14 protein-coding genes are annotated in these 14397 nt (G+C 43.1%); 13 read left to right on the top strand and 1 reads right to left on the bottom strand.

Going from position 1 to position 14397, the window contains the following annotated elements; genetic code table 11:
• The first annotated feature begins 63 nt into the window (after positions 1-63).
• From BVG16_RS22120 to BVG16_RS22070, 11 genes are all read left to right on the top strand, one after another.
• Positions 64-1533 carry a stalk domain-containing protein gene (locus BVG16_RS22120; protein WP_078501362.1) on the top strand — a complete coding sequence of 490 codons (1470 nt, stop codon included), beginning with the start codon at positions 64-66 and terminating at the stop codon, positions 1531-1533.
• 268 nt (positions 1534-1801) lie between these two features.
• Positions 1802-2377, top strand: a complete 576-nt coding sequence (locus tag BVG16_RS22115) for a TetR/AcrR family transcriptional regulator (protein ID WP_078501361.1) — start codon at positions 1802-1804, stop codon at positions 2375-2377.
• A 21-nt stretch (positions 2378-2398) separates the two neighbouring features.
• Entirely contained in the window at positions 2399-5041 is a 2643-nt protein-coding gene (locus tag BVG16_RS22110) for a cation-translocating P-type ATPase (protein ID WP_078501360.1), read from the top strand.
• Between the two features lie 127 nt (positions 5042-5168).
• Entirely contained in the window at positions 5169-6113 is a 945-nt protein-coding gene (locus BVG16_RS22105) for a DUF2268 domain-containing putative Zn-dependent protease (RefSeq protein ID WP_078501359.1), read from the top strand.
• A gap of 236 nt (positions 6114-6349) precedes the next feature.
• A complete protein-coding gene (locus BVG16_RS22100; RefSeq protein WP_078501459.1) occupies positions 6350-6856 on the top strand; it encodes a sigma-70 family RNA polymerase sigma factor in 507 nt (168 codons plus the stop codon).
• A gap of 6 nt (positions 6857-6862) precedes the next feature.
• Positions 6863-7741, top strand: a complete 879-nt coding sequence (locus BVG16_RS22095; RefSeq protein WP_078501358.1) for an anti-sigma-V factor rsiV — start codon at positions 6863-6865, stop codon at positions 7739-7741.
• A gap of 393 nt (positions 7742-8134) precedes the next feature.
• Complete coding sequence (locus tag BVG16_RS22090) at positions 8135-9157, top strand: glucosaminidase domain-containing protein (protein ID WP_158081753.1); 1023 nt, start codon at positions 8135-8137, stop codon at positions 9155-9157.
• Positions 9158-9259: 102 nt separating this feature from the next.
• Positions 9260-9475 carry a hypothetical protein gene (locus BVG16_RS22085; RefSeq protein WP_078501356.1) on the top strand — a complete coding sequence of 72 codons (216 nt, stop codon included), beginning with the start codon at positions 9260-9262 and terminating at the stop codon, positions 9473-9475.
• Positions 9476-9610: 135 nt separating this feature from the next.
• Positions 9611-10474, top strand: a complete 864-nt coding sequence (locus tag BVG16_RS22080; RefSeq protein ID WP_078501355.1) for an EcsC family protein — start codon at positions 9611-9613, stop codon at positions 10472-10474.
• A 40-nt stretch (positions 10475-10514) separates the two neighbouring features.
• Positions 10515-11015 carry a GNAT family N-acetyltransferase gene (locus BVG16_RS22075; RefSeq protein ID WP_144027453.1) on the top strand — a complete coding sequence of 167 codons (501 nt, stop codon included), beginning with the start codon at positions 10515-10517 and terminating at the stop codon, positions 11013-11015.
• A 231-nt stretch (positions 11016-11246) separates the two neighbouring features.
• Positions 11247-11819: a hypothetical protein gene (locus tag BVG16_RS22070; protein ID WP_144027452.1), complete on the top strand. Its 573-nt coding sequence runs from the start codon at positions 11247-11249 to the stop codon at positions 11817-11819.
• A 44-nt stretch (positions 11820-11863) separates the two neighbouring features.
• Here the strand turns inward: BVG16_RS22070 and BVG16_RS32905 are convergent, their stop codons facing one another.
• Entirely contained in the window at positions 11864-12010 is a 147-nt protein-coding gene (locus BVG16_RS32905; protein ID WP_158081752.1) for a hypothetical protein, read from the bottom strand.
• Between the two features lie 344 nt (positions 12011-12354).
• Here BVG16_RS32905 and BVG16_RS22065 point away from each other — a divergent pair, with 344 nt between their 5' ends.
• Both BVG16_RS22065 and BVG16_RS22060 read left to right on the top strand, forming a co-directional pair.
• Positions 12355-12657, top strand: coding sequence for a phasin family protein (locus tag BVG16_RS22065; protein ID WP_078501353.1), 303 nt, complete (start codon positions 12355-12357; stop codon positions 12655-12657).
• Between the two features lie 44 nt (positions 12658-12701).
• Complete coding sequence (locus tag BVG16_RS22060; protein WP_078501352.1) at positions 12702-14375, top strand: ABC1 kinase family protein; 1674 nt, start codon at positions 12702-12704, stop codon at positions 14373-14375.
• The last annotated feature ends 22 nt before the right edge of the window (positions 14376-14397 follow it).

Here is a 14397-nt window from a genome sequence, read left to right as displayed (position 1 = left end):
GTATATAATGTCGAAGGGTATTGAGATTTATTGGCAAGTACGATAAAAGGAGTGCATCATGACATGAAAAAATGGATGACGATCTTGGGGTTGTGTTCATTAATATTCTTTTCGGCAGTGAGCACATTTGCTACAGAAGCTTCCGCAGCATCCAAAGTGGTATATTTTGAGCCGAATTCACTTGTCAAATCCGACGGTACGTTCTGGATTTGGGGAGGCAATCAATCGGTACCAACGCAAATTCCAGAGTTAGATCAAGTTGAACATTCATTCCTAGATCTGTTTGTTGAAAAGAAAGACAAAACCGTATGGTACTGGGAACAATCTTCTTCAAGTACTGTACAGATGAAACAAATCAAAGGATTAAAAGATCTCGTTGACCTGTACCCAGGTTCCTCAGAAGCAGTTGCCGTCGATCGTGAAGGTAAAGTTTACGTGCTTCCGACGAAATCAGGTACATATATTCCACAATTCGATGATGTTGTACCGATCGCGGGCCTTGACGATGTGATTCAAGTAACGAATTATTGGGAGCAGGAATCCAATGTCCTCCGCTGGCTGTTCTTGAAAAAAGACGGAAGTGTATGGACGAACACTGGAACGACGCTAGATATGTTCCAACCGATTCCATCCCTGGTACGCATCACAGCCATAGACCAGAACATGGCGCTCCATCAAAACGGTTCCGTCTGGCTATTGCCCCGGGATTCATTCGGATCCGCTGTTCAGACGCAAGGATTACCATCGATACAACGAATCGCCTCTAACGGAAACACGTATCTGGCTATTGATGAACAGTCCAATCTGTGGTTCTGGGGTGTTAGCATTACAGGGTTTTCGGATGGAACGACCTACCATGAACAGGCTGTTCCTGTTCTACTCACAACGATGAAAGAGGTAAAAGAGGCGCGTATCGTGGAGCGATCGATTGTGGCGTTAACAAAGAATGGACAAGTCTGGACGACTTCGATCGATCGAGAGACCATGCCTAGCAATCCAACTTTTACCCAAATCGCATCAGGGATCGCCCAAATCAAAACAAGCAATCGCCACATGATCATGCAAAAAAATGACGGCACGCTCTGGGGATGGGGAATCAACAAGAATGCTCAATTAGGCAGCGGCGACTATGAATTCCAACATGATAAACCTGTTGCCGTGCAGAAGCCGATCACAGTCGGATTGAATGGGGAAGCTATTCCTTTAACAAGTGGGGTCATTCTTCGGAATGGTCAAGCCTTTATTCCTCTCCGTTCCGTATTTGGAAAAATGGGAGCCGACGTGGTATGGGATGAGGCAAGCAAGACCGTAACCGTAAGTCAGAGTAAGGATCGCAATACGCTGGTTAAGATCCAGATTCAGTATAAAACAGGCCAAGCTACGCTGAACGGACAACCTGTTAAACTTCCGAATACCCCTTTTATCATCTCAGGCACGGGCTATTTGCCATTACGGTTTATCAGTGAAAACTTGGGGGCCAAAGTGGAGTGGAAAGCGAATGATGATCATATTGCAATCACGATGAAGGAATAGGTAATTCGTGGAAAGCAGCATGGTGTTTAAACAGAGATCATTACAGGATCATAAAACCTCGTATCTTTAGGGATACGGGGTTTTTGTTGTGTTTGGCGATGTATGTATAAAGCGTGGACCGGAGCACAAAATGAAGAAGACCTGCTTGTTAATCGTAAACTTTACTAATAAAGTGTGATTTGAGTCATATTTTATTCGGGTTGTCATCGTTAGACTTAAATTAAGCAAGTAAGTACTTGATTATTTTATGGAAGAGAGGAGTTATCTTATGAAAAACGTGACAAAAGAAAAAATCATGCATGCAGCCTTGGAAAATATGTCTCTACATGGATTTAAAGGGACAACAACGAAATGTCTGGCACAACTCGCAGGTGTGAATGAAGCGACGATCTTTAAGCATTTCAAAGGCAAAGATGAGTTAATCCATGAAGCCTTGGAATTAGAAGCCAATAAAATCAAGTCCGAGATTGATATGTTTTTTCATACGACGCATGACAATATACGTGATTTACTTCTAGCCAAGTTTGAATTCATACATGGGATTTATGAGAAATATAAACCGTTCTTCATGATTACCGCAAAAGAAATGGGCAGTAAAGAGTTGAATTTTTTACAGCCGACTATTTTTGAATACATTACCCAAGAATTAGAGAAAGAAATTGCAAACCTAACGGAACCTAAGATCCCTGATGAGGAAATAAGCGCAATCTCGTTGATTGCGAACAGTGTGACGTATATTAAATTACTTGAAAGGGTGAAAGACGATCTGTATGGCAGGCCAACGAAACAGCACATGGACAATGAGAAGATGGTGAATATGCTAATTAGGCTATGGGAAAAATAAAGATAAAAAGAGGTGCATTGGATGAAATGGATGGAGAAGAAGCTAGAAAGTATTTTTCAAACGCTGCATACGGACAAAGAGAAAGGGTTAACGAAGCAGCAAGCTGAGGATGCCCTGCAGCAGGCAGGACCGAACGAGTTCGAAGAGGAGAAGAAAGAAACGCTAGGTGATAAGCTCCTTCACCAATTAAAAGATGTCACGACAATCATTCTAATCGTAGCCGCTGCGATTTCAACGTATTTAGCCATTACGAAGGGGCATGATTTCGCAGAACCGATTGTCATTATAGCTATCGTCGTGATTAACGCCGTATTAGGGATTCGCCAGGAACGCAGTGCGGAAAAAGCGTTGGATGCTTTGAAAAATATGAATACCCAGCTTGCTATGGTGATTCGTGACGGCGTGATTCAGCCGATTAATGCGAAGGAGCTGGTTCCTGGAGATATCATTGTCATCGAAGCCGGAGACATGATTCCAGCGGATGCGAGATTAATTGAGAGCACGGGACTTCTAGTAGAAGAGTCTGCTCTGACGGGAGAGAGTCTGCCTTCGGAGAAGGACGAGCATGCGCAAGTATCGGATTCCGATCCATTAGGTGATCGCCTTAATATGCTATTCTCTGGTTGCTTGGTTACGAATGGCCGGGGGAAAGCTGTCGTCGTTGAGACCGGAATGAATACGGAGATGGGTAAAATTGCAGGTCTCCTCAACAGCACGAAAAAAACCAAAACACCATTGCAAAAGAGACTTCATGAGTTGGGTAAAAAACTAAGTATCATCGCGATTGCGTCTGGACTTGTCGTATTCCTGATTGGGCTGTACCATGGTGAAACGGCGATGGAAATGTTAATGACCGCCGTATCTCTTGCCGTCGCTGCGGTTCCGGAGACATTGCCTGTTATTGTAACGATCACGCTTGCTTTTGGTGTTCAGAACATGGTGAAGAAGAACGCGATCATCCGCAGAATACCCGCTGTTGAAGCACTTGGAAGTGCGTCTGTCATTTGTTCTGACAAGACAGGCACATTAACACAGAACCGGATGTCCATTCAACAATTGTGGGCTGTTGAACATGATCCTGTAGAAGCAACTGCAGCATTCACGGATGCAGAGAATGAATTGTTGACGATGTTAAGCTTGGCGAATAATGCATCGATTGAGACGAATGATGGGGAAGAACGGATTATTGGTGACCCAACAGAGTCCGCGATCATTCGATTGCTTCAAGATAAGCATATGAAGAGGTCCGATTTAGAAGTGATGTATCCAAGAGTATTCGAAATTCCATTTGACTCGGATCGTAAGCTGATGACGACGGTTCATCGTACGGAAAATGGATTTATCTCCATCACGAAAGGCGCCTTCGATCGGATTCCGATTGATCAGGATTCAGATTACAGCACGAAATATGCGGACAAGGCGAAAAGAATTCATGATCAGTTCGCTGAAAAAGCGTTACGCGTGATTGCAGTGGCTTCTAAATTCTATAAAGAGTTGCCTGAGACATTGGATGCAGATGAATTAGAGCATGGGCTTACGTTCGCAGGTTTGATTGGAATGATCGATCCGCCTCGTCCAGAGAGCAAAGAAGCCGTAAGATTGGCGAAAGAAGCAGGTATTAAGACGGTCATGATCACGGGGGACCATATTGTTACAGCGTCTGCGATTGCCCGTGAGATTGGCATCCTAACAGATGGTGACCGTTCAATTACCGGCGCGCAATTGGAGAAGATGTCAGAAGCAGAATTGGTACAGAGTGTTCAAGACATTGCGGTATATGCACGCGTGTCTCCTGAGGATAAGATTCGAATCGTCAAAGCATGGCAAGCGAATGGAGCTGTCGTCGCAATGACAGGGGATGGTGTGAATGACGCACCAGCGTTGAAAGCAGCCGATGTAGGGGCAGCTATGGGGATTACCGGGACGGATGTCGCCAAAAATGCGGCTGACATGGTGTTAACGGATGATAACTTTGCAACCATTGTGGATTCCGTTGGTGAAGGAAGACGTGTGTATGAGAACATCCGCAAGACGATTTACTTCTTGTTAAGCTGTAATATCTCCGAAATCTTCATTATGATTATCGCAATTCTGCTTGGCTGGGGAGCCCCGGTCATTGCCATTCAGTTATTGCTCATTAACGTGGTTGCTGACGGTATTCCAGGTTTCTGTCTAAGCAAAGAGGATATGGAAGAAGATACGATGCAGCGGAAGCCGATTGGTAAAAATGAAGGTATTTTTGCTAATGGCTTAGGGAAGAAAATCGGGATTCAAGCGACCGTATTTACCATCATTACCCTGATTGGATACTATGTAGGTAACTTTGTAACGATTTCTGACACGGTAGCTCCTTCTTATGAAGTTGGACAGACGATGGCATTTGTTATTCTCGGATGGTCTTCCGTCGTTCATATCTTCAATGTTCGCAGCAACATGAAATCCATCTTCACGATTGGCTTTTACTCGAATAAACCTTTATTCTGGTGTTCGATGTTATCTATAGGCATTATACTTGCGGTATCGGTCGTACCTGTATTAGCAGATATTTTCCAACTTGTATCTTTGAGTGGTGCACATTGGGCATTGATTATCGTCTTATCCATCATTCCTTTGATCGTGGTTGAGCTAATCAAACTTGTAGGCCGTTCTCGTCGTAGAGCGTAACACTTACGAAAGACTGTTTCTCAAGGAATGAGAGACAGTCTTTTTCGTTTCCAGATGATTCAATTTGGATTATACTAGATTCAAAGATTAGATAATTCTGGAAATTGTGAGTAGAGGGGATCAAACGTTGAGAAAAGAGAAATTGATGACGCGTATGGTCATAAGAATGCTATTATGTTTGGTTATAATCTCGTTGTACATAAGCGGATGTAGTGCATCGGAAGAAGGTGACTCACTGGATCCGGACTCGATTACAACGTTCACCGTCACGAACAAGGGTCAAAAACAGACCTTTCATATCATTATGATGGATGGTCTCATTCGGGAATATATTGCGCGAGCGAAGGACAATAAGATGAAAGACCTAGAACGGATCTATGAAGAGACGGTATTGGCTCCCGTCAGCAGCAGGTGTTATGCGAATGGGGTAGCAGAGTGGCTTGTGAATACATACAAGAGTAATCCACCTACGGATTTAATCAGTTTAGAAAAAGCTTTGGACAATGAACAGGTCAATAGGATGATTGGAGCAGCTAAAGAATCTTTGACTAAATCTGCTGAACAATTTCCTGGACCGATAACGAATATATGTATTTTGCCTGATCAATCTAATCTTAAGACGACAATAGGAATTACACCTGGTGCGGGGAAGATTATCATCAAGTACATTCCAGATTCGAATATCAGTATTTTCAATAGTTTTATAGCTCATGAATATCACCATAGTGTATGGATGTACAAATACTATGACTCAAATCGAAAAGTTGACCTATTAGAAAATATTGTGATGGAGGGGAAGGCAGTCTATTTTCAGACCATCCTTTATCCTAACGTCGTGGAGTTTCCATTCGATGATAATAAAGAGTTAGATGAGGAATTCATTAAAAATCTCCATTCTACAGATCCAGGAATGATACACCAAATCATTTTGGGCGGAGGCATCTTCCCACCCAATTACGGCTATTCCAAAGGTTACGAAATCCTATTAACCTACCTCAGTAGCCATCCCAACATGACCATTGACGAATGGTCACAGAAGTCTGCGGAAGAGATCTACGAAGGCAGTTTATAACCGAATGTCAGAACAATTGGACACTTGTTCAGTTGTTCTTTTTTTGCCGAGTATGTAGTGTGGCATTCTGCCAACAAACTTTTTCTGAACGTTTTCCGTCCTGCCTATAGAAGACACAAAGAGACGCATAATAAGGAGGAAATAAAATGTTTTGACTAGCGTAAAACTTTTTGGACGGGGTAGAACGTCATAGCTACATCAAGCAATTACGTACAAAATGTGGAGGCAAGAATACCATGCTTAGCAATAAAAAATTAGAGAACTCACTTGTTCAGTGCATCACTGATCATAAGGAGAGCATTTACCGGCTTGCATATAGCTATGTTCGAAATTCAGAAGATGCATTGGATATTGTACAGGAATCTATACATAAAGCTTTCTCTTCTGCCGCGTCATTAAAAAATCCCGATGCGATGAAAAGCTGGTTCTATCGCATTGTCGTGAATACGTCCTTGGACTTCTTGAGAAAGCAGAAACGAATTCAATTGATGGACGAAGAAACACTTGAATCCTACAGTCAAGGTATGCCGGATGTATACCAGAATATTGATCTGGAAAAAGCCTTAGAGGAATTGCCTGTGAAGTACCGAAGTGTCGTGGTTCTGCGATATTTTGAGGATTTGAAGATCGAAGAAATTGCTGAAGTGTTGGATGAGAACATCAATACCGTGAAAACAAGGTTGTATCAAGCGCTCCGTGTCCTTCGTGTCAAACTGAATGATGATTCCTATGTGGAGGTATAAATCGTAATGGATAAAAACTTAGAGCACTTAAAAAATAATTATCAAGAGATCCCCATTCCTGCAGAATTGGACTTTGTTGTGAAGAAAGCCATTCGTAAGCATCGCACAAAACGAACAAATTTGAGATGGATCATGGGGACGGCAGCAGCCGTGATTGTGTTTGTATCCGGCGTGAATAGCAGTCCAACGTTCGCGAATGCGTTTTCGGACATCCCGGTGCTGAATAACATCGTAAAGGTCATCACATTCCGAGAATATAAAGTGGATGAAGACACGTATAATGCTGATCTTAAAGTACCTGCGGTAACGAACTTGGAGAATAAAAAACTCGAAGAGATGCTGAACAAGCAATATCTTGAAGAGAATAAACAATTGTACGAAGATTTCAAGAAGGATATGGAAGCTATGAAGCAGGAAGGCAGTGGCGGTCACTTAGGCATTGACAGCGGCTATGAAGTAAAAACGGATAATGAACAGATTTTATCCATCGGCAGATACGTCGTGAACACAGTAGGTTCTTCATCAACAACGATAAAATATGACACGATCGATAAAAAGAATCAAGTATTGATCACGCTTCCTAGTTTGTTCAAAGACGATACCTATGTGACCACCATTAGTCAAATCATCAAAGAACAAATGAACGCTCAAATGAAATCAGATCCGGATAAGTTCTATTGGGTGGAAGGAGCGCCGGATATGGATTCGATGGAAACCTTTACGACCATCCAAAAGGATCAAAGCTTCTATATTAATACTGAAGGAAAGCTTGTGATTTCATTTGATAAGTATGTAGTAGCGCCGGGATATATGGGCGTCGTAGAATTCGTTATTCCTACAGAAAAGATTGCAGCCGATTTAGTGAGCAGTGCGTATATTAAATAATGGAACCCTTCATACCAAGCAGCAATTACAGAGGTACCTCTGTGGTTGCTGTTTTTTTTAATGATTTTGTAACTATTTTTTAATCTTTTTTTTACCATGTCGAAAAAGAACGTCTGCAATTTTCCGTGAAGTGGACAACCTTGTTAACCTTCGTCCCTTGAAAGATTGAGGTATTGTTGCATAGGCATTTGTCCCACTTTACCGAACGAACGTTCCTAATAGATGATATCCTGTAGCTTTTTGGGGTGCTAAGATCATTCTATTCTGTCCGACAAAGAAACAAGAATTCCTCGCAGACCGTTTGACATGCTTCTCAGATATGAATGTGTACAATCTAACCTATATCCTAGCAAGTACGAGTATACTTCATCACACAAAGGAAGAGGTGTCGTCATGCGTAGAATATTCAATCAACAACTGTTCGTATATGCGTTATGCGCAACTTTGCTGCTGACGTTAGGTATGGAGTTTAAGGCTCCTGCTCAGGCAGCCGAAAGATCCGTGGCTACGATTCAACCCTTGAATAGAAATGAAATTAACTCCGAAATATCCCGGTGGCACAAAGTCATGTACCAAGTGATATCTAAACTTCATTCTTCGACCACGAAATCCAATTCATCGAGTCCCGCAGTCCCCGAGCAATTACAGAAATCCGTTGCCAAGCCAGTTCCAGTAGCCGAGAAGCCGAGTACAACATCATACGAAGTTACAGCTGATTATTTGAACGTTCGTACAGGGCCTACGGTTGCCTCGAAGAGAGTGAAAGTGGTGGAGCAGGGAACCATTCTGGATGTCGTGCAAACGACGAAGGAAGGTTGGTTGCAGCTGAAAGCTGGTGGTTATGTCCATGGAGGATATGCCAAAATCATACATATTGATATTGCGGATCAAAGCTCACTGGAAAAAGAATTGGTGAAACGCCCTCCTGTTCTGAAGCCCAATTTAACACCCAAACCAAAACCAAAGCTAATACAGCATGAACCTAGTAAACCTACATCCACAGTGAAGTCAGATTCTGGATTGACGGAAGCGCATATTGCGCAGATTTTTAAAGGCACGGCATTAGCGGGTCATGATTTAGAGAGCGCGATCCTTGAGGTCGAAGAAGAATATGGAATCAATGCGTACTTTACCATTGCGGTGATGAAGCTTGAGAGCGGAAATGGGAAAAGTTCATTAGCTAAAAATAAAAATAATCTCTTCGGTTTAAATGCGACCGGAGGTAACAATAAAAACGCCAACAGCTTCAAAACGAAAGGAGCGAGCGTCCAGCGATTTGGCCAGCTTCTATCGAAGAACTATGTGAAAAAAGGATACACCTCCGTGGAAAAAGTCGCGACCAAGTATTGTCCGGCAAATCCAAAATGGGCGAGTCTGGTCAAAAATATTATGAAACGCGACTATAATAAGCTCTAGCATGGTTGATGAGTCATGGAATGTATAAGAATGCACAAATCATGCCATCTTATGGTTGACATCTGTTTGTCCAACGATAAGAAACGACGAGGAGTTCATAGGATGAGCCAAGAACATCAATCTACAGCGAATACTAAAATTTTGGAAGAAGCTCTCCAAAGCGCACAACAATCTTTTCAAGAGCAAGAGAAGTACTTAGATGAGCATGCCACCGAAATCTCTACGGAGGATGCAAGACGCCTTCGCGAGAAGAATATTCATTTGAAGCACAGTATTCATGGCTTAGAAGAAGAAATCGAGAGTGAGTCCAATACGTAATGTTGTACGAAGTAACCGCGAGCTTGCGGTTACTTTTTTTTATGGGAACAAGATAAGCTCCGACGAAACCAAACGTAATATTTAAGCGTACTAATGGCATAATAGCTTTCCGTATAATGGATGGAGATGAAGAACATGGTGGCTGATCACGAAGGACAAAATACAACGTTTCCGAAGGAATCGAAAGATGAATTAACGCTTGCACTTGCCGAAGTGAATAAGTGGGAGAAAGAGCAGAAGGATTTATGGATTTGGGAGCGTTTCTCTCGACTTCCCTTCAAAATATTAGATCGACTTACACCAAAATTCATCCATGATAAGTTGGGGAAAGCGCTTGATGAGCTGGGAAGCTATATTCAGCATGGAGGACGTTATCTCGTATCAGATGAGTCCATTTATCGGCTTTTACAAGAGAAAGCACAACGTACTGAAAATTTACCAAAGGATACATTTCCGCTTCCCGTGATGGATGCCGTGTCCGAAGACTTGGCCAGCAGTCGCAGTAAATTTGCGACGGTACAAGGGGCGACAACAGGGTTTGGCGGGATTTTCACACTTGCTGTAGATATCCCTGCGGTTCTAGGGTTAGCACTGAAGGTCATTCAGGAAATTGGATTATGTTATGGATATGACCCGAATTTGAAAGAGGAACGCGTATTTACCGTGAAAGTAATGCAATTCGCCTCATCGGATATTGTGGGTAAACGCGCGATTCTTGATGAGCTGAATACGTATGTCATGGCAGGCCAAGCGTCAGGGCAAGGAGAGGATACCACAGTATCTCGCATCCAAGGTTGGCATGAGGTAATCACCTTGTATCGTGATAATTGGGGATGGAAGAAGCTCTTCCAGATGGTACCCATCGCAGGGATGATCTTCGGTGCTTATATCAATCGAGGGATGTTGTTGGATGTGGCGGAGGCTGCACGGATGCTCTATCGCAAGAGAAGAATATTAACTCGTTTGGCGGAATTGGAGAAGGGATCGATTTCGGGTTGACTAGGAATTTGAAGACGCGGTTGTAAAGGAGAATCCGGATATGTTTCAGGTTAGACCTATCGGTGAAGAAGATATCCCCTTTTTGTGGGAAATGTTATATGAGTCACTCTACGTACCTGAGGGAGGATGCCCTTTTCCAAGAGATGTAATTCATGAGCCATCCCTTTCTAAATACGTGGAGGGTTGGGGCAGGATCGGTGACTATGGATATATAGCTATTGATGCGCAAGGGGAACGCGTAGGCTCGGTGATCATGCGTTTTTTTAAAGAAAGCAATCAAGGGTATGGATATGTAAATGAGGAGACGCCGGAACTAAATATTGCAATTATAGATGCCTACAGAGGGAAGGGGATCGGCACGTTGCTGCTTGAGTCCATCCTAGAATATGGGAAGGCGAAGCAGCTTCCAGCGATATCCCTTAGTGTCGATCCCAATAACTATGCTGTGAAGCTCTATGAAAGGTACGGATTTCATGAGATCGGGATGGTGGATACATCAATAACGATGATTCTTGAATTAACGAATGAACAAAGAGGATGAAAGAACAGATTCGATCGATGATCAGGGGCGAATGGATCAAAGATTGTATCAGGCCGTCCTGATGGCAATAAGTTGTAGTGCGATATTATCGGGGTGGAGACTGATGAGAAGAACGGGTGTGCAGCAGTAACCAAGAAGGAGACGTTATGGATGGTGTACTCTAGGCGTCATTTGAAGAAACGTATTTTTTTTACGACGAGCCTTTTTCTTATATTGATAACAGGTTTTTTCATGACTTATTGGATTGGACTTAATTCAAACTATAGTCAAACCCCAATGGAAGCCATCGAAAAGGCGAGAGGAGACAATTTCCTCGAACATATCGTTCAACAGCAGCCCGTATCCGATGGCGAAGTCGTCTTTTACTTGCGACCGATCAATAATGATCAGGTGGTTGTCTCTGCCGATTACGTTCGTAAAACGTGGAGAGGTTGGAAATGGGTCACCGGAGGTGGGCATTCGGGCTCTGGTATATCTTTAGTTAAGCCGGATATGTCCCTCGGAGAGCCGCTATCCTATCAGCTGATCATCACGCGAGCAGAGGCGGATTTTCGAGTCCTGTTCGGTGTGATCCTAGATCCTGATATCACGCGTGTAGTCGTGAAGGGGGATAGGAGTCGGATTCAAACGCCAGTGAACATGATCGAACTCAGGGATCATTTAAGATTTTATGATGTCGTGCTGCCGTATAACTTGGAGGAATCGATCGAGCTCGAAGCGTTTGACTCTCAAGGAAGAAGCAGATTTACAACAATGATCGATAATCAATCGTCAGGATTAAAAAATGCCACTGTCCTTCGTTAAGAAGGTCACGAGGCATTTTTTTATTTCATATTTGTTGATCCAACTTACTTCTCGGATTTCTCCGTCTTCGCCTGATAGGCCACCAATACAATGTTTGATCCCGTTGAATCGCATAGCGCTTCTTCAAATGACTGCAGCTTATGAAGGGTAGACTCATCTAATTCCGCGGGTTTAGCTTCTTGCTTATCCATTCTGTTACCTCCTATAGCTTGTCCTCAAGATTATTCTATTCAAAAAACCAGTTTTTATTTCTTTTCCGGAAGGGGCTGATATTTCATTCGTCATTTGTATTCTCTGTATAACCTCGCCAAGAAAAGCAAATAATGGGAGGTGTGATGGGACCATGCTTATTGTCGCTTCGATTAAGAACAAAAAGAAAATAAATGTATGAAATGTGTCGCTTGATCATCCCTAGTTCTATGGAATTGGGGCATTTTTGTTTATGACGTCAATTTTCGAAAATACTATCTTAATAAGCGGACATCAGGGGATCATGCATGCTTGAGTTGACATTACACAAAAGGAGACAGACAACATGAAGGATTTTTTTAACCGTACTATCGCATTAGGATTTGGTATTGCAGCGGAAAGCAAAGAACAGATTGAAAAAGTAGTAGATGAACTGGTCAAGAAAGGGGAAGTAACCCGCCAAGAGTCGTCTGAGATGATTGATGAACTTGTAAAGAAGGGTGAAGAAACACGTCAGAAATTCGAGACTGTGGTTCAAGAGCGTGTCCAAGCTGTCGTGGGAGAGCGGAATTGGGTGCCACGATCAGAATACGATGCGTTGGTGCAACGCGTAGAGAAGCTGGAACAGCAGATGAATAACCATTCATAATCCTGTGCTTCGCTTTGATATAACCGGTACCAGGGAGGACGCCTATGAACGTAAAAAAAAGCATACGACATCTCGAACGGTATCGGAAAATTGCGATGGCCTTGGTTCGTAATGGCTTTGGCTATCTTGTACATGAGTTAGGGTTACCTGATCCTGTATCTTACTTCAGGAGTAGTGAAGACCAGGAAATCCATGTGAAAACAATAGGTGAACGTGTTCGAAGATTGCTTGAGGAGTTGGGTCCAACATTTGTCAAGTTAGGGCAAATCGCAAGTACAAGACCGGATCTGCTCCCCCCGGATGTGATCCGAGAGCTTGAACATCTCCAAGATCACGTTCCACCCTTTTCCTATCATGAAGCTGCACATATCGTGGAGGATGAATTAGGCGAACGCATAACAGACTTGTTCCTTGAATTTGAAAAGATACCCATGGCGTCAGCCTCAATCGGGCAAGTACACCAAGCCAAGCTGAAGGATGGCACCATCGTCGCGGTGAAAGTGCAACGACCTCGCATCGCAGCACTGATCGAGACCGACCTCGATATGCTGGCTGAATTCGCGAAATTAGCCGAGAAACGTCTCGAGTGGGCGAGGAATTATCGATTATCCGAAGTCATTTCTGAATTAGCTAGGTCTCTTCAAGCAGAACTTGACTATACCGCTGAGGCTCGCAATGGTTATAAATTTGCGATCCAGTGTGATCGTATGAAGGATATTAAGGTTCCTGCATTATATGATGAGTACTGTACGCGCCGCGTATTAACCATGGAGTTTATCGCAGGGATCAAATTATCGGAGCACCAACGCCTTGAAGAGAGGGGATTTGACCGCACGGCATTAGCCAATCGCTTCGCATCGGTTATTTTTCATCAGATCCTGATTGAAGGTTTCTTTCATGGTGATCCACATCCGGGGAATGTGCTTGTGCTTTCAGACGGAAGTTTGGCACTGCTTGATTTCGGAATGGTGGGACGGTTAACGACAGAGATGAAGCAGCATTTTGCTATGCTTGTGATCGCTTTAAGGAATCAAAGTTCCAAGGGTGTTCTGCGTGCGATTGGCAAAATGGGGATTGTTCCAGAGGATGTTGACGAGAGCAAATTAAGAGCCGATGTGGATGATTTGAGAGATAAATACTATCAAGTGCCACTAAGCAAAGTGAGTATGGGGGATGCCGTGAATGATCTTTTCACAGTTGCTTTTCGTCATCGAATTTGGATTCCCTCCGAACTGACATTGTTAGGTAAGACATTATTAACGATGGAGGGGGTTGTCACCGCGCTGGATCCTTCATTTAGTATTTTTGATGTTGCGGAACCTTATGGGCGCAGTCTGTTTATGGACCAGTTTAACCCGAAGAAAGTCATAAAAAAATGGATCGAGGATATCCCAGACTATCTGGATTTAGTTACGGAAATTCCATTGAACCTGAAAAATCTCAGTACACTCCTTCAAAAAGGAAAGGTTCGTGTAGAGGTCACAGCACCCGAGCTTAGTGAATTTCTAAGCAAGATGGATCGAATTAGTAATAAGATGTCTTTCAGCATTGTTCTCCTGTCTCTCAGTATTATTATGGTTGGGCTCATTATCGGTTCTTCCATGGGGCATCAGGCCACGATGTTGTGGGATTTCCCTGTCATTGAGATTGGGTTAGGCATTGCAACTGTCCTCGTCTTATGGTTGATTTATGCTATTTTTAAATCGGGAAGATTCTGAGCAGGAGCAATTTTCGGAAGTT

Source organism: Paenibacillus selenitireducens, from assembly GCF_002021565.1.
GTDB lineage: Bacteria > Bacillota > Bacilli > Paenibacillales > Paenibacillaceae > Paenibacillus_K > Paenibacillus_K selenitireducens.
The sequence above is the reverse complement of the archived record's forward strand: the minus strand, read 5'-3'. Positions and strand labels throughout refer to the sequence as shown.

Bases quoted from the DNA above. Each gene is read 5' to 3' on its own strand.
- BVG16_RS22085 (WP_078501356.1), top strand. From the start codon at position 9,260: ATGAGCCAAGAACATCAATCTACAGCGAATACTAAAATTTTGGAAGAA.
- BVG16_RS22070 (WP_144027452.1), top strand. From the start codon at position 11,247: ATGACTTATTGGATTGGACTTAATTCAAACTATAGTCAAACCCCAATG.
- BVG16_RS22110 (WP_078501360.1), top strand. From the start codon at position 2,399: ATGAAATGGATGGAGAAGAAGCTAGAAAGTATTTTTCAAACGCTGCAT.
- BVG16_RS22095 (WP_078501358.1), top strand. From the start codon at position 6,863: ATGGATAAAAACTTAGAGCACTTAAAAAATAATTATCAAGAGATCCCC.
- BVG16_RS22090 (WP_158081753.1), top strand. From the start codon at position 8,135: ATGCGTAGAATATTCAATCAACAACTGTTCGTATATGCGTTATGCGCA.
- BVG16_RS22060 (WP_078501352.1), top strand. From the start codon at position 12,702: ATGAACGTAAAAAAAAGCATACGACATCTCGAACGGTATCGGAAAATT.
- BVG16_RS22075 (WP_144027453.1), top strand. From the start codon at position 10,515: ATGTTTCAGGTTAGACCTATCGGTGAAGAAGATATCCCCTTTTTGTGG.
- BVG16_RS22065 (WP_078501353.1), top strand. From the start codon at position 12,355: ATGAAGGATTTTTTTAACCGTACTATCGCATTAGGATTTGGTATTGCA.
- BVG16_RS22115 (WP_078501361.1), top strand. From the start codon at position 1,802: ATGAAAAACGTGACAAAAGAAAAAATCATGCATGCAGCCTTGGAAAAT.
- BVG16_RS22120 (WP_078501362.1), top strand. From the start codon at position 64: ATGAAAAAATGGATGACGATCTTGGGGTTGTGTTCATTAATATTCTTT.
- BVG16_RS22080 (WP_078501355.1), top strand. From the start codon at position 9,611: ATGGTGGCTGATCACGAAGGACAAAATACAACGTTTCCGAAGGAATCG.
- BVG16_RS22100 (WP_078501459.1), top strand. From the start codon at position 6,350: ATGCTTAGCAATAAAAAATTAGAGAACTCACTTGTTCAGTGCATCACT.
- BVG16_RS32905 (WP_158081752.1), bottom strand. From the start codon at position 12,010: ATGGATAAGCAAGAAGCTAAACCCGCGGAATTAGATGAGTCTACCCTT.